Below are 18,274 nucleotides of genomic sequence, written 5' to 3' on the forward strand. Positions count from 1 at the left end.
GCCATGCTGGGCCCCTTTCCCTTAGGCCGCCCGGCGCGCCTTGCCGTCTTCGCCTCCGGGCGGGGGACGAACCTCGAGGCCCTCCTCCAGGCCTTCCCCAAGGGGCATCCCTTGGGGGAGGTGGTCCTGGTGGTCTCCGATAACCCCGAGGCCCTGGCCCTGGAACGGGCGAGGGGGCGGGGGGTGGAGGCGGTGGCCCTCCCCTGGCGGGGCCGCCGGGCCTTTGAGGCGGAGGCCTTGGGGCTCCTTAAGGAAAGGCGAGTGGACCTCGTCCTCCTGGCGGGCTTTATGCGCCTCCTCTCCCCCCGGTTCGTGGAGCCCTGGTACGGCCGCCTCCTCAACATCCACCCCTCCCTCCTCCCGGACTACCCGGGGCTTCACGTGCACCGGCGGGTCCTGGAGGCGGGGGAAAAGGAGACGGGCTCCACCGTCCACTTCGTGGACCAGGGGATGGACACGGGGCCCATCGTCCTGCAGGGGCGGGTGCCCGTCCTGCCCGGGGACACCCCGGAGGTGCTGGAGCGGCGCGTGCTCTTCCTGGAGCACCGGCTCTACCCCAAGGCGGTGCGCCTGGTCCTCTCGGGCCTGGCCTTCCCCCCGGGGGAGGGGCTCAAGCCCCTCCTGGGCGGGGCCTGGCCCCGCTTCCAGGGGCTTTCCCCCCGGGAGAAGCCCCTTTACCTGCGCGCTTTTGCCCTCCTCCTCGCCTGGGGCAGGCCGGACCTCGCCCCCGCCGCCTTCCTAGGGGAGGCGGGGGCCTGGGGCCGGGGGGCTTTTCTGGCGGCCCACCTGCTTTCGGAGGAGCACCCGGCCTTGCGCCGGGAGCTGGCCGAGCTCCCGGGGGAGGTGCGCCTGCGGGTGGAGGAGGCCCTTTCCCGGGTAGAATCCTCCGTATGAGGGTGCTGGTGGTGGGTTCCGGGGGGCGGGAGCACGCCCTTTTGTGGAAGGCGGCGCAAAGCCCCCTGGTGGACAGGCTCTACGCCGCTCCCGGCAACGCGGGGATGGCCGCCCTGGCGGAGCTCGTTCCCTGGGGTGGGGACGTGGAGGCCCTGGCCGAGTGGGCCTTGGCGGAGGGCATAGACCTCACCCTGGTGGGGCCGGAGGCCCCCCTGGTGGAGGGCATCGCCGACGCCTTCGCGGAGCGGGGCCTGGCCGTCTTTGGCCCCACCCAGAGGGCGGCCATGATTGAGGGCTCCAAGGCCTTCGCCAAGGGCCTCATGGAGCGCTATGGCATCCCCACGGCCCGCTACCGGGTCTTCCAGGACCCCATCCTGGCCCTGGAGTACCTGGAAAGGGTGGGGGTCCCCATCGTGATCAAGGACTCCGGCCTGGCCGCGGGCAAGGGGGTCACCGTGGCCTTTGACCTGCACCAGGCCAAGCAGGCGGTGGTCAACATCCTGAACCGGGCCGAGGGGGGTGAGGTGGTCATGGAGGAGTACCTGGAGGGGGAGGAGGCCACGGTCCTCGCCCTCACCGATGGAAAGACCATCCTCCCCCTCCTCCCCTCCCAGGACCACAAGCGCCTTTTGGACGGGGACCAGGGCCCCATGACCGGGGGCATGGGGGCGGTGGCCCCTTACCCCCTGGACGAGGCCACCCTGAAGCGGGTGGAGGAGGAGATCCTCAAGCCCCTCATTCAAGGCCTGCGGGCGGAAGGGGTGGTCTACCGGGGGGTGGTCTACGCGGGGCTCATGCTCACGCGGGAGGGCCCCAAGGTGCTGGAGTTCAACGCCCGCTTCGGCGACCCCGAGGCCCAGGCGGTCCTGCCCCTTCTGGAGAATGACCTGGTGGAGCTGGCCCTCAAGGTGGCCGAGGGACGGCTTGCCGGGACGAGGCTTGCCTGGAGGCCAGGGGCCGCGGCCGCCGTGGTCCTGGCGGCCCCCGGCTACCCGGATAACCCCAGGAAGGGAATCCCCCTCCACGTTCCCGAGCCCCCGGAAGGGGTCCTGGTCTTCCACGCGGGCACCCGGTGGGAAGGGGGGCGGCTGGTGAGCGCCGGGGGAAGGGTCTTGAACGTGGTGGGCCTGGGGAAGGACCTGAAGGAGGCCCTGGAGCGGGCCTACGCCTTTATCCCGAAGGTGGGCTTTCCCGGGGCCCTTTACCGCAGGGACATCGGCGGACGGGCCCTGGCCCGGCTCAATACCTGAGCCGGGCCAGGGGAAGCCTTTCGCAGGCTTGGAGCACCTCCCCTAGGGTGCGGTACCCCCTTTCCTTGAGGAGGGGGACCATGCGGGCGAAGACCTCTGCGGTCATGAGGGCGTCCCCCAAGGCGGTGTGCCGGCCCAGGACCGGCACCCCGAAGCGCGCGGCCAGGGTTTCCAGCCGGTGGTCCTTCAGGTCGGGGAAGAGGAGGTGGGAGAGGAGGAGGGTGTCCACCAGGGGAGGCTGGTGGATCCCGGCCCGCCGCAGGAAGGCCATGTCAAAGGCCCCGTTGTGGGCCAGGAGCACCGTGTCCTCTATGAAGGCCCGGAAGGAGGGGAGGACCTCCTCCAGGCGCGGTTTTCCCTGGAGCATCTCCCAGGTGAGGCCGTGGACCTGGGTGGACGCCTGGGGGATGGGACGGCCTGGGTCCACCAGGGCCTCGAAGGCCTCGAGGGCAAGGACCCTGGTCCCCAAGACGTGCACCCCCCCCAGGGCGATGATGGCGTCCTTTTCCGGCTCCAGGCCCGTGGTTTCCAGGTCAAAGGCGGTGTAGAGGAGGGCGTCCAGGGGGGCTTCCTCCAGCGCCTCCGGGACCTGGAGGAGGGAGAGGTCAAAGACCGCCGCCCGGGGCGGGGGGCCTTCGGGGACGGGGAGGGGTGGGGCCTCGCGGGCGGGAAGGAGGATATGGAGCCGGTTTTCCTCCCGCCAAAGGCTTCCCCCGGCCCCCTCCACCCCCTTCCGCAGCTGGGGATGGGGCTTGGGGGCGGGGTGGGGGAAGACCAGGGTGAGCTGGAGGAGGCCCTCCCGTTCCCTGGCCTCCAGGAAGACCTCCTCCCATTCCCGGAGGGTGGCGGTGAGGCCCTGGCTTAGGGCGTAGGTGTCCGCCCGGACGCGGAGCCCCTTGGCCCCCTCCGCCAGGGCGAGGCCGGGGTGGATCCCCGCCCCCGCCTCCAGGGCCTTGGCCAGGAGGGAGAGGAGGTCTTCCGCCAAGACCTCGGCTGCCTGGGGGGGAGCCTCCAGGCCCTGGAGCATCCCCGCTAGCTCCTCCGCCGCTTCCCGGGCGGCCCGGGCCAGGGGACGGGCCCCCTCGCCCGCCTCGCCCTCCAGAAGCTCCACCAGGGCTTTAAGCCCCGCAAGCTTGTCCTTTAGGCGGTGTAGGGTGGCCTCGTCCGGGCCCCGGTGCTCCTGGGGCTCTTCCAGGAGCACCAAAAACCCCTCCGCTTTCCCCAGGGGCACCACCCTCAGGGCAAGGGGTCCCTCCTTGCCCTGGGTCAGGAAGCGCTCCCCCGGGAGGCCCAGGGCGTGGACCAAAAGCCCCCGGTCCAGGAGGGAGAAGAGGCTTTTGCCCACCCCGAGGCCCTCCCCCAAGAGCTTCCGGGCCGGGGGGTTGTAGAGCCTCACCTGGCCTTTGGGGTCGGCCAGGACCACCCCCTGGGGGAGATGGGTTATGAGGGCGGCCAACACCTCCCGCTCCCGTTCCAGGAGGGCTTTGGCCTCGGCCACCTTGGCCTCCACCTCCTTCTCCAGGGCGGCCTTCTCCTCCGCCAGCCGGTGGATGAGCCGGGCCAGGGCCTGGAGCTCCAGGGGGCCCCGGAGGGGCAGGCGGTGGCCGGGGTTGGCCAGGAGCACCTGGGCCTCCTGGCCCAGGGCCCGGGTGGCCGCCAGGTAGCCCAGGAAGAGGGGGTGGAGGAGGGCGGAGAGCACGGCCAAGAAGGCGAGGGCCAGGAAGAGGAGGAGGGGGAGCTTGGCCCCGGCCACCCGCAGGAGCTCCCGGGCCAGGGCCTCCTCCCCCCGGAGGAGGAGGAAGAGGCCGAGCCCCACCGTCCCCCCCACCAGGAGGAGCCCCAGGAGAAGGGCCCCTAGGAAGCGCCAGGCCTCCCTCACGCCCCCTCCAGAAGCCCTTCCACCTGGGCCAGGAGGTCCTGGATGCCGAAGGGCTTGGCCATGAAGGCCTCGGCTCCCAGGGCCAGGGCCTTGGCCCGGTCCGCCTCGCGCCCGCGGGCGGTGAGGACCAGGACCTTGGGCCTTTGCGGCTTAAGGGCGAGCCGCTCCAAGACGGCGAAGCCGTCCAGCCCGGGCAGCATGAGGTCCAGGACCAGCAGGTCAAAGGCCCCTTCCTCAAGCCGCTCCAAAGCCTCCTCCCCCGTGCGGGCCAGGACCACCTCATGGCCCGCCTTCTTCAGGAGGAACTCCAGGGGAACCAGGATGCTCTCCTCGTCGTCCACCACCAGGATCCTCATGGGCCACCTCCAAGGGCAGGGTGAAGGCGAACGCCGCTCCCTCGCCCTCCTCCAGCCAAATTCGCCCCCCCAGGCCCTCCACCAACCTCCGGGCCAGGAAGAGGCCGAGCCCGGTGCCCCCGGAAAAGCTCTGGAAGGGCTCAAACACCAAGGGCCTGGCCTCCTCGGGCACCCCGGGGCCGTCGTCCGCCACCCGGAAAAGGGCCTCCCCCTCCCTTAGCCTAAGTTCCAGCCGCACCCGGCTTTGGGCGTGGCGCAGGGCGTTTTCCAGGAGGTTGAGGAGCACCTGGAGCACCCGGTCGCGGTCGGTGAAGGCCTCTACCTCCGCCAGGTCCACCTCCAGGTTAAGCCCCCGCCCCTGGGCCAGGGGGCGGGCCAGGGCCAGGGCCTCCTCCGCCAGGGCCTTGAGGTGGGTGGGGGCGCGGCGCAGGGGAAGCCCCGCCTGCAGGCGGGTGTAGGCCAGGACCTCCTCCACCAGGCGGGAAAGCCGCCCCGCCTCCTTGGCCAGGAGGGCGGTGAAGCGTCGGCGCTCTTCCTCGGGCAGGTCGGGGTGGGCCTCGAGGATCTCCGCCAGGGCCCGCACCGAGGTGAGGGGGGTCTTGAGCTCATGGGAAACCGCGGCCAAAAGCTCGTCCTTGGCCTGGTCCAGGGCCTTTAGGCGCTCGTAGGCTTGGGAGAGCTCCCGCCGCGCCTCCTCCAGGGCCTGGGCGTAGGCCCTGAGGGCCCGCGATTCCCGGGCGGCCTCCTCCACCTCCTCCCGGAGGGCCTGGGGTGGGGCTTCCCGGGTGGCGGAAAGGAGGAGGAGCCTGGCGGTGGCCGGGCCCACGGAGCCCGCCAGCCAGGCCTCCGCCAGGAGGGCGGCCTCCGGTCCCCGGAGGCCCCTGGCCTCGCGCAAGAAGCCCTCCTCCGCCTCGGGGCCCAGGACGCGCCGCAACAGGGCGGCCAGCTCCTCCACCTCCCCCGTGCGGCCCGCCCCGGCTGCCTCCTGCCGGGTGAAGAGGGAGACCCCCAGGGTGAGGGCCAGGTTGAGGGTGAGGCTGGCCAGGAAGCCGTGGGTGATGGGGTCCAGGCCCTCCAGGCCCAAAAGCTCCTCGGGGCGCAACAGGGGATGGGGGCCTTCCAGGAAGCCCGGGGGCAACCAGCCCGAGCGGGCCAGGGCGGGGAGGAAGAGGGTGTAGGCCCAAAGGAGGATGCCCCCGAGGAGGCCGGCCAGGGCCCCTTGGGGGGTGGCGCCCTTCCAGAAGAGGCCCAAAAGCCCCGCGGGGGCCAGCTGGGCCACGGCCACAAAGGAAATGAGCCCCATGGCCACCAGGGCGTAGGCCTCCCCGGCCAGGCGGAAGTAGAGGTAAGCCAGGAGCATCACCAGCAGGATGGAAAGCCGCCGCCAAAGGAGGAGGCTTCCTAGGGCTTTGAAGCGGAGGAGAAGGGGGGAGAGGAGGTGGTTGGAGACCAGGATGGAGAGGGCCAGGCCCTCCACCACCACCATGGCCGTGGCCGCGGAAACCCCGCCCAGGAAGGCCAGGAGGGCCAGGAGGGGGCTATTCGCTTCCAGGGGCAGGGCCAAGACGTAAAGATCGGGGTTCTCTCCGGGGAGGAGGAGGCGGCCCAGGAGGGCCAGGGGCACCACCGGCAGGTTGATGAGGAGGAGGTAGAGGGGGAAGGCCCAGGCCGCCTGGGGGAGGTGCTTGGGGTCCACGTTCTCCACCACGCTCACGTGGAACTGCCGGGGCAGGAAGAGGAAGGCCAGGCCGGAGAGGAGGACCAGGCTGGCCCAGGCCAGGTGGCCGGGAAGCCCCTGGGGAGGGAGGAGGAGGGGGAAAAGCTCCGGCTGGGCCTGGGGGAAGGGGTTCCCCAGCCGCGCCAGGACCACGCCCCCCACCAGGAGGAGGGCCAAGAGCTTCACCAGGGACTCAAAGGCCACCGCCAGGACCAGTCCCTGGTGCCTTTCCGAGGGGTCCAGGCGGCGGGTCCCGAAGAGGATGGCGAAGAGGGCCAGGAGCAAGGCGGTGAGGAAGGCCACGTCCGCCAGGGGCCCCTTCTCCCCGCTCAGGAAGAGGAAGGCCTGGGCGATGGCCTTGAGCTGCAGGGCCAGGTAGGGGAGGAGGCCCACCACCAGGAAGGCCGCGGCCAGGGGGCCCAGGAGGGGGTGGCGGTAGCGCAGGAAGAGGAAGTCCGCCCAGGAGGTGAGGCGGTGGGTGCGGGCCAAGGCCAGGAGCCTCCCGTGCAGGAAGGGCCAGAGGAGGAGGACCAGGGTGGGGCCCAGGTAGATGGGCAGAAAGGTGGCCCCTTCCGTGGCGGCCCGCCCCACGCTGCCCATGAAGGTCCAGGCGGTGGCGTAGACCGCCAGGGAGAGGGCGTAGGTCCAGGGGCTTAAGGCCAGCGCCCTTCCCCGCCCCTCCCCCAGGAGGGCCACCAGGAAGAGGAGGCCCAGGTAGAGGAAGAGGCTTGCCAGGAGGAGGGGAGGGCTCATGGCTTGCGGAAGAGGCGGTAGGCCAGGAGGACCACCAGGCCCCAGGCCCCGTAGAGGTACAGGTAGAGGGGCGGCAGGCCCCAAGGCCCCCTCGCCTCGCGCAGGAGGAGGTCCAGGGGGAAGAGGAAGAGAAAGAGGGCCAGGAGGAAGAGGGCCAAGGCCTTTTCTCTCATCGCAGCTGGAAGCGGCTTATGGTGCTCTCCTGCACCTCCAGAACCGCCCGGAACCCCTCGAGGGCCTGCCGCTTTTCCCCGGGGGAAAGGGCGGACCAAAGAACCCGGTTGCCGATCTCCTTACCCTCGCGAAAGGCCTTTAGCTGGTGCATAAGGCGCAGGCCGAAGAAGAAGCGGTAGGCCTCGGCGAGCCGCTCCGCCCCCTCCGGGCTTAAGGTGCCCGCCTCGCTGGCGGCCCGCAGGCGCTCCAGGGTGCCCTTGGCGAGGCTTCCCCCCAGGAGGGCGTAAAGCCGGGCCAGGGCCACGATGGGGGCGAGGGCGGAGCGCTTCAGGTCCACGAAGCCCTCCTCGGTGCGCACCCGTCCGAAGAGGCCCAAGGGGGGGCGGAAGGCTAAGGCCGCCTGGGCCAGGTGGTAGAGGAAGACCCCCCTCTGGCTTCCCTCCAGGAGGACCTCCTCCAGGGGCTTGAGGGAGAGGCTTCCCGCCGCCTTCCGCAGGTCAAAGAAGATCTGGGTCTCCAAGAGGGCCTGGGGCTCGGGGGCCTCCATCCACCGGCGGAAGGTGGCCTGCCACTGGGAAAGGGGCATCCGCCAGCGGGTGGCCATGTACCCTCCCTTGCAAGGGGGAATCCCCGCCTCCACGAGCCCCCCCACCACCCGCTCCGCCAGGGCCTGGAAGTAGGCCTCGTGGCCCCCTTCCTCCAGGACCAAGGCGTTGTCCTGGTCGGTGAGCAGCGCCTGCTCCTTCCGTCCCTCCGAGCCGAAGACCATGAAGGCGTAGGCCATGGGGGGCGGCCCCAAGGCGGCCTCCGCCTCCTTCACCAGGCGGCGGATGAGGGCGTCGTTCAAGGAGGCCACCACCCGGCCGATCTCCAGCCCCCCGAGGCCCTTGTGGAAGAGGGCCTCCACCAGGTTCGCCACCTCGAGGCTGTACCGCTCCAGTTCCAGGCGCTCAATGCGCCTTAGGAGGACCAGGGGGCTTTGCGCCTGGTGGAGGAGGAGGTCCGTGTGGGTCACCACCCCCACCACCTGTCCCCCTTCAAGAAGGGGCAGGTGGTGGATGCCCCGCTCCACCATGGCCGCCACCGCCTCGTAGATGGGGGTGTCCGCGGGGAGGGCGAAGAGGGGGGCGGTCATCACCTCGGCCACCGGGGTGCTGGGCGGGCGGCCCTCCGCCAGCACCCGGTTCCGCAGGTCCCGGTCGGTGAGGATGCCCGGGGGCTCCCCCGCCACCAGGAGGCTGGAAACCCCTTCTTCCCGCATCCTTTGGGCCGCCTCCTGGACGCTGGCGGAGGGGGCCACGAAGAGGGGCGGGCGCCTTACCAGCCTGCCCACCGGGCTGAAGAAGGAGAGGTCGGGGGCCTCCCTGAGCCGCACCCGCTCCACCAATCCCTGGCCGAAGAAGCGGGCGGCCTCGGGGAAGAGGAGGAGCCTCCGGAAGGCCCCCTCGGGGAAGACGAGGAGCCGCACCGGGGTCTTGGCCACCACGCTGAAGGTGGGGGGTTCCCCGGAGAGGAGGGAGGGGAAGCCGAAGAAGTCCCCGGCCTCGAGGGTCCCCACCTCCTCCTCCCCGTCCAGGAGGGCCACCTGCCCCTCCAGCACCAGGTAGAGGGCCTGGGCCGGGGCCCCGCCCTGCTCCAGGAAGCGGGTGCCCGGGGGGTGGGCCTCCTCCCGGGCTTCCTTTAGGAGGGCTTCCCGTTCCGCCTCAGGAAGGGCCTTCAGGGGTGGCGTCGTTCTTGGGTCCATAGTCGGGGGTGAGCCAGGCCAGGAGGGGCACCAGGAGGTGCAGGGCCACCTGGGCCTGGAGGAGGACGAGGAGGCCGATGCCCAGCATGAAGGCGGGCGGGAGGAGGACGAAGAGCCGCACCACCCGGCCAAGCCCGGGAGGGGGGAGGGGCCAGACCCGGTGGTAGAGGACTCCGAGGCCCACCCCCACCAGGGCCCCCAGGGCCACCTGGCCCAGGATGGCCGGGGTGGGGAAGGGGAAGCCTAAGAGGTAGTGGCCCGTGAGGTAGAAGCCGAAGAGGGCCACCAGGCTTCCTAGGTAGAACCGCAGGTAGAGGATCCCCATGGGGACATTTTATGCGTGTCTTTACTCCCTGCTCTTCTGGCTTTGGGGGTCAGGCGAAACCCCCATGCTGGCTGGGGCCAGCATGGGGGTGGCCCCTTGCGCCTTCAGTGTTCTGCGGCCTGGCCTGCGCCCTTGGGGATGCGGATATCCTCCACCAGGTGCTGGATGTGCTCCGGGGGCGGGGGCGTGGCCCGGGAGACCACGTAGGCCACCAAGAAGTTCAGCAGCATCCCGATGACCCCCACGCCCTCGGCGCTGATCCCGAAGAGGTTGGGGATGACAGGGGCCGGGGCCCCGAAGATCTGGGGAGCCCGCATCATCCCGATCATCACCGCGGTGAAGACCAGGCCCACGAGGATGCCGGCGATGGCCCCCTCCCGGTTCATCCGCTTGTCAAAGATGCCCAACAGGATGGCGGGGAAGAGGCTCGCCGCGGCCAGGCCGAAAGCGAAGGCCACCACCTGGGCCACGAAGCCCGGGGGGTTGATGCCGAAGTAGCCGGCGAGGATCACCGCGAGGAGGATCACGATGCGCCCGGCCAGGAGGCGCTGGGCCTCGGTGGCGTTGGGGCGGAGGATGCGGTAGTAGATGTCGTGGGAGATGGCGCTGGACATGGCGAGGAGCAGGCCGGCCGCCGTGGAGAGGGCCGCCGCCAGACCCCCTGCGGCCACCAGGGCGATCACCCAGGGGGCCAGGCGGGCCACCTCGGGGGTGGAGAGGACGATGATGTCGTTGTCAATGTGGACTTCGTTTTTGCTCTTCTCGTCCGGGGTGTTGAAGTCGGGCCTGCCGCCCTTTAGGGCGAAGGCCCGGCCTGGGGCGATGGTCACCTTGCCGTCCCCGTCCTTGTCCACGAAGGCCAGGAGCTTGGTCTTCTCCCACTTGGCCACCCAGTCGATCTGCCGCACCTCCTCCAGGGTCTTCCCGTTCAGGGTGGAAATGAGGTTGTAGCGGGCGAAGGCCGCCAACGCCGGGGCGGTGGTGTAGAGGAGGGCGATGAAAAGAAGGGCCCAGCCGGCGGAGTAGCGGGCGGAGCGCACGTCCGGCACGGTATAGAAGCGGATGATCACGTGGGGAAGCCCGGCGGTGCCCACCATCAGGGCCAGGGTGATGGCCAGGATGTCGATCATGGGCTTGCCCTGGAAGGGCTTGGTGTACTCGGTGAAGCCCAGGTCCACCTGGATCTGGTTCAGCCGGCTCACCAGGTCGCTGAAGGTGAAGGCCAGCTGGGGGATGGGGTTGCCTGCGAGGACGTTGGCGATGGCGATGGCCGGGATCAGGTAGGCCACGATGAGCACCGTGTACTGGGCCGCCTGGGTCCAGGTGATGCCCTTCATGCCCCCCAGCACGGCGAAGAAGGCCACCACCGCCACCCCGATGATGACCCCGGTGGCGATGTCCACCTGGAGGAAGCGGCTGAAGACGATGCCCACGCCCCGCATCTGCCCCGCCACGTAGGTGAGGGAGATGAAGATGGTGGCGATGGCGGCCACCGCCCGGGCGGTGTGGGAGTAGTAGCGGTCGCCGATGAAGTCGGGCACCGTGTACTTGCCGTACTTGCGCAGGTAGGGGGCGAGGAGAAGGGCCAGGAGCACGTACCCCCCGGTCCAACCCATGAGGTACACCGCCCCGTCGTAGCCCATGGAGGAGATGAGGCCGGCCATGGAGATGAAGCTGGCCGCAGACATCCAGTCGGCGGCGGTGGCGGCTCCGTTGGCGATGGCGGGCACCCCCCGGCCGGCCACGTAGAACCCCGCGGTCTCCCGCACCCTCGAGGCGTACCCGATGTAGATGTAAAGGGCAAAGGTGATGCCCACCAAAAGGTAAGTCCAGAGTTCAACGCTCATCTTCCCCCCCTACTCGTGCACCCCATACTGCCGGTCCAACTGGTCCATCTTCCAGGCGTAGTAGAAGATGAGGGCCACGAAGACGTAGATGCTGCCCTGCTGGGCGAACCAGAAGCCCAGGGGAAGCCCTCCCAGGCGGATGGCGTTTAGGGGCTCCACCAGGAGGATACCGAAGACGTACGAAACCAGGGCCCAGATGATGAGCAGGTTCCGTATCAGCGAGGTGTTGGCCTTCCAGTATGCCTCTTGCATAGCTCCCTCCCCCGCTCGGGAAGCGCCCCGTGCGCCTCCGCAACCCAGCTTCCCTCGCGGTTGGCGGCCATCTTAGGGAAGGATGAGGGGGGTGTCAAGAAAACTTCCCTTTGCGGCCATGCGAAAAAGGCGGGGTTTTCTCAGGGGGAAGCGTTTTGGGGCCGGGGAAGCCCCGGCCCCAGGGCTATTCCTCGAGGGTGGACAGGTCCCCCGGGTCCTTCCCCAGCTCCTTGGCCTTGAGGAGCCGCCTCAGGATCTTGCCGGAGCGGGTCTTGGGGAGCTTGTCCAGGAAGACCACCTCGCTCGGCGTGGCGATGGGCCCAAGTTCCCGGCGCACGTGCTGGATGATGGCCTCCTTAAGCTCCTCGGAAGGGGTTTGCCCAAGCCGGAGAACCACAAAGGCCTTGATGGCCTCCCCCTTGAGGGGGTCGGGGACGCCGATGACCGCGGCCTCGGCCACGGCGGGGTGGGAGACCAGGGCGCTTTCCACGTCGGCGGTGCCGATGCGGTGGCCGGCTACGTTCAGGACATCGTCCGCCCGGCCTAGGACGCAGAAGTAGCCCTCCTCGTCTTGGCTCGCCACGTCCCCGGCAGCGTAGAACCCTCCCGGGACCTCCCACCAGTACTGCAGGTAGCGCTCGTGGTTGCCCCAGACGGTGCGCATCATGTGGGGGAAGGGCCGCTTGAGGACGAGGAGGCCGCCCTGCCCCGGGGGCACGGGCCTCCCCTCCTCGTCCACCACCGCCGCCTCCACCCCGGGGAGGGCCACCCCGGCGAAGCCGGGCTTGGCGGGGAGGACCAGGAGGGTGCCCAGGGTGGGGCCGCCGAGCTCCGTCTGCCACCAGTTGTCCGCCACGAAGCCCCGCCTGCCCCCGTCCACCAGGTGGGCGTAGGCCCACTTCAGGGCCTCGGGGTTCAAGGGCTCCCCGGCCACGGCGATGAGGCGCAAGGAGCTGAGGTCGTACTTCCTGGGCCACTCGGGGCCGTACTTCATGAACATGCGCACCGCCGTGGGGGCGGTGAACATCACGTTCACCCGGTACCGCTCCACCGCCTGCCAGAGGGCCCCGGGGTCGGGGTGGTCGGGGGCCCCTTCCCGGAGGACGGAGGTGATCCCCTCCAGAAGGGGAGCGTAGACGATGTAGGAGTGGCCCACGATCCAGCCGATGTCGCTCGTGGCCCAGAAGACGTCCTCGTCCTTCACGTCAAAGAAGGTGCGCAGGTGGTAGGTGGTGCCCACCATATACCCCCCGTGGACGTGGACCACGCCCTTGGGCTTCCCCGTGGAGCCCGAGGTGTAGAGGATGAAGAGGGGGTGCTCGGCGTCCACCATTTCCGCCCGGGCCTCCGGGGGGGTGTTCCAAAGGAGCTCGTGGAAGTCGTAATGCCCCTGGGGAAGCTCCGCCTTATAGGCCCGCTGGAACCAGATGACCTCGAGGGGAAGGTCCTTAATCGCCTCCTCCACGATGGACCGGAGGTCCACCCCCTTGCCCCTGCGGTAGCTCACGTCCCCGGCGATGAGGAGCTTGGCCCCGGCGTCCAGGATGCGCTCCCTCAGGGCCGCCACCCCGAGCCCGGCGTAGACCACGCTGTGGATGGCGCCGATGTAGGCGGTGGCGAGCATGGCGAGGACCCCTTCCAGGGTGAGGGGCATGTAGATCACCACCCGGTCCCCTTTTCCCACCCCGAGGCGCCTAAGCCCCGTGGCCAGGCGGCGCACCCGGTCCAAAAGCTCCCCGTAGGTGAGCTTCTCCTCCCGGCCGTCCTCGGCGAGGTAGAGGAGGGCCACCTTGTGGCGGAGGCCCCTTTCCACGTTGCGTTCCAGGGCGTTGTAGACGGCGTTGGTGGTGCCGCCCACAAACCAGCGGTGCTCCGGCGGGTTCCACTCCAGGACCCTCTCGAAGGGCTTTTCCCAGTAGAAGCGCCCCGCCCAGGCCCCCCAGAACCCCTCGGGGTCCTCGAGGCTCTTCCGGTACGCCTGGAAGAAGTCCTTGAGGTTCGCCTGCTCCCGCAAGGGTTCGGGGGCCCAAAGCCGTTCCTCCTCCCTAAGAAGCTTTTCCACCGCCATAGTCTTCCTCCAGCCCCGAGATGTCCCCGGGGTCCATGCCCAAGAGCTGGGCTTTGAGGAGCCGCCTCAGGATCTTGCCGCTCCGGGTGCGGGGGAGGTTTTCCGCGAAGAGGACGCGGGGCGGGGGCACGGGCCCCAGGTGCCGCAGGAGGTGGGCCTTGAGCTTTTCCGCCAGGAGGGGCTTCAGCTCCTCGGAGACCTCCTTTTTGGGCACCACGAAGACCACGATCTCCTCCCCCTCCTCCCCCGGGAGGCCGATGGCGGCCGCCTCGGCCACCTGCGGGTGGGTGAGGGCGATGGCCTCCACCTCGGCGGTGCCGAGCCTGGCCTCCCCCGCCTTGATCATCTCGTCGGAGCGGCCCAGGATGCGAAAGTACCCCTCCTCGTCCATGGTGGCGAGATCCCCGGTCCAGTAGAGCCCTCCCCGCCAGGGGCTTTCCCCCCCCAGGAGGCCCACCATCTGGGCCGGCCCCGTGCGCAGGAGGACTAGGTGGCCCTTCTTTCCCGGGGGGAGGACCCTTCCTTCCCCGTCCACCACACGGGCCTCCACCCCGGGCAGGGGTACCCCCACGTACCCGGGCTTGGCGGGGAGGGGGAGGGGGGTGGCCAGGGCGGGGGCCCCGAGTTCCGTCTGCCACCAGTTATCCAGGGGCCAGGCCAGGTTTTCCCGGGCCCAGCCCCACACCTCCGGGGCCAAGGCCTCGCCCACGCTCCCCACCAGGCGGAGCCCCGTGGGCCTAGCCTCCCCGTGGCGGCGCAGGGTACGCAAGAAGGTAGGGGAGGTGAGGAGGAGGTCCACCCCGAGGCGCTTTAGGCGCTCGTAGAAGGCGGCGGGGCTTGGGTGGTCGGGGCGGTCCTCCAGGAGGAGGCTGGTGCCGCCCAGGAAGAGGGGGGCGTAGAGGCCGAAGGAGTGGCCCACCACCCAGAAGAGGTCGGCGGTGGTGTGAAAAACTTCCCCCGGCTTCAGGTCAAAGAGGTAGCGGAGGGCCCAGGCCACCCCCACCATGTACCCCCCGTGGCCGTGGACCACCCCCTTGGGGGTGCCCGTGGAGCCCGAGGTGTAGAGGACGAAGAGGGGGTGGGAGGCGGGGACGGGGAGGGGCTCCTGGGGCTTCCCCTCCGTGGCCCTCTCCAGGAACTCCGTGGTGCCCCGGGCGTGCCAGAGGACGGGGAGGTCCAGGCCGGAAAGGGCGGCCTCCACCACGGGGCGCAAGGGCACGAGCTGCCCCCGGCGGTAATAGCCGTCGGCGGCGATGAGGAGCCGGGCTTGGCTTCCCAGGAGGCGCTGGCGCAGGGCCTCGGGGCCCAGGCCCACGGGCAGGGCCACGTGCACCGCCCCGAGCCGGGCCAGGGCCAGGAGGGCGATGGCCGCCTCCGCCCCCGTGGGCAGGTAAAGGGCCACCCGGTCCCCCGGGCCCACCCCCAGGCCCCGGAGCACGCCCGCCAGGCGGGCGGAGAGGTCCTGGAGTTCCCGGTAGGTCCACTTGGCCAAGGCCCCCTCCCCGTCCAGGGTGAGGAGGGCCACCTGCTGGGCCCTTTCCGGGAGGTGGCGGTCCAGGGCGTTCAGGGCGGCGTTGGTGCACCCCCCCGGGAACCAGGCCCGGGCCTCCGGGTCGTGGACCGCCTCCCAAGGCTTCTCCCAGGCGAAGGTCCGGGCGAAGCCCCCCCAGAAGGCCTCGGGGTCCTCGAGGCTCGCCCGGTAGGCCTCTTGGAAGTCGCGCAGGTTGGCCTCCCGGGCCAGGCCTGGCGGTGGGTCCACGGCCTGGGTGGGGGTGGCCACCTCCACGGGCGGGGGAAGGGGGGGAGGGCTGGGGGGGGATAGGTGGGGGGAGACCTGGGCCACCTCGGCCAGGGCCCGGGCCAGGCGGCTGAAGGCGAAGGGGAAGCGCCGCGCGGGCACCACCACCCCCAGAGCCCCCAAAAGCTCCCCCCGGGGGCCGAAGAGGGGGGCGGCCAAGGCGGAAAGCCCCGGGGCGTACTCCTCCATCTCCACCGCTAGGCCCGACTCCCGGACCCGCCTGAGCTCCTCCTCCAGGGCCAGGGGTTCGGTGAGCGTGTAGGGGGTGCGGGGGCGCAAGGGGGGAGGGGACAGGGCCCCGAAGGCCAGGAGCACCTTCCCCAGGGCCAGGGCGTGGGCCTCCTCCGGGAGGGTTTCCCCCAGGGGGTGGGGCTGGCCCTGCCGGCCCCGGGTCCTGAGCCTCACCCCCTCCGGGGTGAGGAGGGCCAGGTAGCACCGCTCCCGGGTGCGCAGGTAAAGCTCCTCCAGGGCCTCGCCCAGGTAGGGGTCCTTGGACCCCTCCGCCGGGACCGGCCTGGCCGTGCCCAGGCGGTAGCCCCGCTCCGTCTTCACGGCGAACCCTTCCTCCGCCAGGCTGTTGAGGAGGGCATAGGCGGTGGAAAGGCTCTTCCCCAGGAGGCGGGCCACCTCCTTCACCTCCACCCCCTCGGGGTGCTCGGCCAGGTAGGCCAGGATGCGCAAGGCGGCCTGGACCGTGGAGAGGCTCCTCTTCCTGGCCATTTGCGCCCATCTTCCGTGGGGCAGTCGGACCCTGTCAAGAAAGGCGGGCTTTGGCAAATGGTGAAAAACCCCCCTTTTCTTGACCCCGCGGAAGGAGCCGGCCTATCCTCAAGGCCAAGGGAGGGGAAGATGGACCGGATTGAAGGCGTGCTCAAGGAAGAGCGGATCTTCTACCCCAGCGAGGCCTTCCGCCAGCAGGCCCACATCAAGAGCGAGGAGGAGTACGAGCGCCTCTACGAGGAAAGCCTCAGGGACCCGGAGGGCTTCTGGGGCCGGGTGGCCTCGGAACTCCACTGGTTTGAACCCTGGCAGAAGGTCCTGGACGGGGACCTGCCCCACCCCAAGTGGTTCGTGGGGGGCAAGACGAACCTCGCCTACAACGCCCTGGACCGCCACGTGAACACCTGGCGCCGGAACAAGGCCGCCCTCATCTGGGAGGGGGAGCCGGGGGAGGAGAGGGTCCTCACCTATTACGACCTCTGGCGCGAGGTGCAGAAGTTCGCCAACGTCCTGAAGCGCCTGGGGGTCAGGAAGGGGGACAGGGTCACCATCTACCTGCCCATGATCCCCGAGGCGGCCATCGCCATGCTGGCGGCCACCCGCATCGGGGCCGTGCACTCCGTGGTCTTCGGGGGGTTCTCCTCGGGGGCCTTGGCGGACCGCATCAAGGACGCGGAGGCCAAGGTGCTCATCACCGCGGACGGCGGCTACCGGCGCGGGAGCATCGTGCCCCTCAAGCAGAACGCCGACGAGGCCCTAAGGGAGGCGGGGAGCGTGGAGCACGTGGTGGTGGTGCGCCGCACCGGGGAGGAAGTGCCCATGGTCCCGGGGCGGGACCACTGGTGGCACGAGCTCATGGAGGCGGTCTCGGACCGGTGCGACCCCGAGCCCATGGAGGCGGAGGAGCCCCTCTTCATCCTCTACACTTCGGGTTCCACGGGGAAGCCCAAGGGGGTGCTCCACACCCTGGGCGGCTACATGACCTACGTCTACCTCACCACCAAGCTGGTCTTTGACCTGAAGGACGAGGATGTCTACTGGTGCACCGCCGACGTGGGCTGGATCACCGGCCACTCCTACGTGGTCTACGGGCCCCTTCTGAACGGAGCCACCACGGTGATGTACGAGGGAGCCCCCAACTGGCCCGAGCCCGACCGCTTCTGGCAGATCGTGGACAAGTACGGGGTGAACATCCTCTACACCGCTCCCACCGCCATCCGGGCCTTCATGAAGTGGGGCGAGGGTTGGCCCTTGAAGCACCGGCTGGATTCCTTGCGCCTTTTGGGCACCGTAGGGGAGCCCATCAACCCCGAGGCTTGGCTCTGGTACTACCAGGTGATCGGGAAGGGCCGTTGTCCCATCGTGGACACCTGGTGGCAGACGGAAACCGGGGGCATCATGATCACCAACCTGCCCGGGGCGCATCCCATGAAGCCTGGGCATGCGGGGAAGCCCTTCTTCGGGGTGAAGCCGGAGATCCTGGACTCCGAGCACAAGCCGGTGGAGAATCCCGACGAGGGCGGGGACCTTTGCATCACCCGTCCCTGGCCCAGCATGCTCCGCACCGTCTGGGGGGATCCCAACCGCTTCCTGCAGCAGTACTTCAGCCAGCACCCCGGCAACTACTTCACCGGGGATGGGGCCCGTCGGGATAAGGATGGCTACTACCTGATCCTGGGCCGGGTGGACGACGTTCTAAACGTGGCCGGGCACCGGCTCGGTACCATGGAGATTGAGTCCGCCTTGGTTTCCCATCCCGCGGTGGCCGAGGCGGCGGTGGTGGGCCGGCCCGACCCCTTGAAGGGAGAGGCCATCGTGGCCTTCGTGACCCTGAAGGAAGGACATGCTCCCTCCGATGCCTTGCGGGACGAGCTCAAGGCCCATGTGGCCAAGGTGATCGGGCCCATTGCCCGCCCGGACGAGGTGCGTTTCACGGATGCCCTGCCCAAGACCCGCTCCGGCAAGATCATGCGCCGCCTCCTGCGCCAGATCGCCGCCGGGGAAAAGGAGATCAAGGGGGATACCTCCACCCTCGAGGACCACAGGGTGGTGGAACGGCTCAAGGAAGGGGTGTAGGACCACCCCGCGCCGGGACCCCGGCCGGGGCCTTACCCGGCCGGGCTCTTGTGCACGTGCACCACCTTCCAGCCCTCGGGGAAGCGCACCGCCACCCGGCTCTCGTTGACCGTTTGGTGCCTTAAGCTGCCCTCCTCCTCCACGGTGAGGAGGAGGGTGTAGCTGAAGATGGCCACCTCCCCGTAGCGCTGGAGGCGCTTCTCCAGGAGGTCTATCCGGTAGGGCCTGCCCCGGGTCGCCCAGTTCTTCTCCACCATGAAGCGGTGGAAGGGAAGGCCGTCCAGGCGGTGGGGGGTCACGAACCACTCGTAAAGGGAAAGCTCCTCGTGGGTGGTGGCCTCGTACGTGGCCCAGTCGCCCTCGTAGATGCTCCTCAGGTGCCTCTCCAAAAAGTTCCAGAGCTCGGCTTCGCCTTCCATGG

Annotated in this window: 14 protein-coding genes; 3 read left to right on the top strand and 11 right to left on the bottom strand. The window is 69.9% G+C overall.

All coding sequences use genetic code 11. The features are described 5' to 3' along the window. Positions 1–3: 3 nt before the first annotated feature. Together purN and purD are read left to right on the top strand one after the other, a co-directional pair. A complete protein-coding gene (gene purN, locus ACYQ0J_RS03540) occupies positions 4–894 on the top strand; it encodes a phosphoribosylglycinamide formyltransferase (protein ID WP_460170797.1) in 891 nt (296 codons plus the stop codon). After that, the gene (purD, locus tag ACYQ0J_RS03545) at positions 891–2,144 is read left to right on the top strand and encodes a phosphoribosylamine--glycine ligase (protein ID WP_460170798.1); all 1,254 of its coding nucleotides are present in this window, start codon (positions 891–893) and stop codon (positions 2,142–2,144) included. Before purN ends, purD begins: the two co-directional genes overlap by 4 nt. Here purD and ACYQ0J_RS03550 read toward each other — a convergent pair. The 10 genes from ACYQ0J_RS03550 to ACYQ0J_RS03595 form a co-directional block, all read right to left on the bottom strand. Continuing rightward, complete coding sequence (locus ACYQ0J_RS03550) at positions 2,134–4,023, bottom strand: 3'-5' exonuclease (protein WP_460170799.1); 1,890 nt, start codon at positions 4,021–4,023, stop codon at positions 2,134–2,136. The two genes, purD and ACYQ0J_RS03550, sit on opposite strands and share 11 nt — an antisense overlap. Further along, entirely contained in the window at positions 4,020–4,379 is a 360-nt protein-coding gene (locus tag ACYQ0J_RS03555) for a response regulator transcription factor (protein ID WP_460170800.1), read from the bottom strand. The genes ACYQ0J_RS03550 and ACYQ0J_RS03555 overlap by 4 nt, the downstream gene beginning before the upstream one ends. Beyond that, positions 4,303–6,849, bottom strand: a complete 2,547-nt coding sequence (locus ACYQ0J_RS03560; RefSeq protein ID WP_460170801.1) for an ATP-binding protein — start codon at positions 6,847–6,849, stop codon at positions 4,303–4,305. Before ACYQ0J_RS03560 ends, ACYQ0J_RS03555 begins: the two co-directional genes overlap by 77 nt. Further along, entirely contained in the window at positions 6,846–7,022 is a 177-nt protein-coding gene (locus tag ACYQ0J_RS03565; protein ID WP_460170802.1) for a hypothetical protein, read from the bottom strand. The genes ACYQ0J_RS03560 and ACYQ0J_RS03565 overlap by 4 nt, the downstream gene beginning before the upstream one ends. Further along, positions 7,019–8,767, bottom strand: a complete 1,749-nt coding sequence (locus ACYQ0J_RS03570) for a DUF294 nucleotidyltransferase-like domain-containing protein (RefSeq protein ID WP_460170803.1) — start codon at positions 8,765–8,767, stop codon at positions 7,019–7,021. The genes ACYQ0J_RS03565 and ACYQ0J_RS03570 overlap by 4 nt, the downstream gene beginning before the upstream one ends. Further along, entirely contained in the window at positions 8,727–9,092 is a 366-nt protein-coding gene (locus ACYQ0J_RS03575; RefSeq protein WP_460170804.1) for a hypothetical protein, read from the bottom strand. Before ACYQ0J_RS03575 ends, ACYQ0J_RS03570 begins: the two co-directional genes overlap by 41 nt. A gap of 104 nt (positions 9,093–9,196) precedes the next feature. Further along, complete coding sequence (locus tag ACYQ0J_RS03580) at positions 9,197–10,939, bottom strand: sodium:solute symporter family protein (RefSeq protein WP_460170805.1); 1,743 nt, start codon at positions 10,937–10,939, stop codon at positions 9,197–9,199. Positions 10,940–10,948: 9 nt separating this feature from the next. Then, positions 10,949–11,191 carry a DUF4212 domain-containing protein gene (locus ACYQ0J_RS03585; RefSeq protein ID WP_460170806.1) on the bottom strand — a complete coding sequence of 81 codons (243 nt, stop codon included), beginning with the start codon at positions 11,189–11,191 and terminating at the stop codon, positions 10,949–10,951. Positions 11,192–11,375: 184 nt separating this feature from the next. Further along, entirely contained in the window at positions 11,376–13,259 is a 1,884-nt protein-coding gene (locus tag ACYQ0J_RS03590; RefSeq protein ID WP_460170807.1) for an acetate--CoA ligase, read from the bottom strand. After that, entirely contained in the window at positions 13,237–15,777 is a 2,541-nt protein-coding gene (locus ACYQ0J_RS03595) for an AMP-binding protein (protein WP_460170808.1), read from the bottom strand. The genes ACYQ0J_RS03590 and ACYQ0J_RS03595 overlap by 23 nt, the downstream gene beginning before the upstream one ends. A 129-nt stretch (positions 15,778–15,906) precedes the next feature. Here ACYQ0J_RS03595 and acs point away from each other — a divergent pair, with 129 nt between their 5' ends. After that, the gene (acs, locus tag ACYQ0J_RS03600) at positions 15,907–17,853 is read left to right on the top strand and encodes an acetate--CoA ligase (RefSeq protein WP_460170809.1); all 1,947 of its coding nucleotides are present in this window, start codon (positions 15,907–15,909) and stop codon (positions 17,851–17,853) included. Between the two features lie 32 nt (positions 17,854–17,885). Here the strand turns inward: acs and ACYQ0J_RS03605 are convergent, their stop codons facing one another. Continuing rightward, positions 17,886–18,272: a nuclear transport factor 2 family protein gene (locus ACYQ0J_RS03605; protein WP_460170810.1), complete on the bottom strand. Its 387-nt coding sequence runs from the start codon at positions 18,270–18,272 to the stop codon at positions 17,886–17,888. Positions 18,273–18,274 lie beyond the last annotated feature (2 nt).

It is taken from the genome of Thermus sp. FJN-A, from assembly GCF_054655095.1.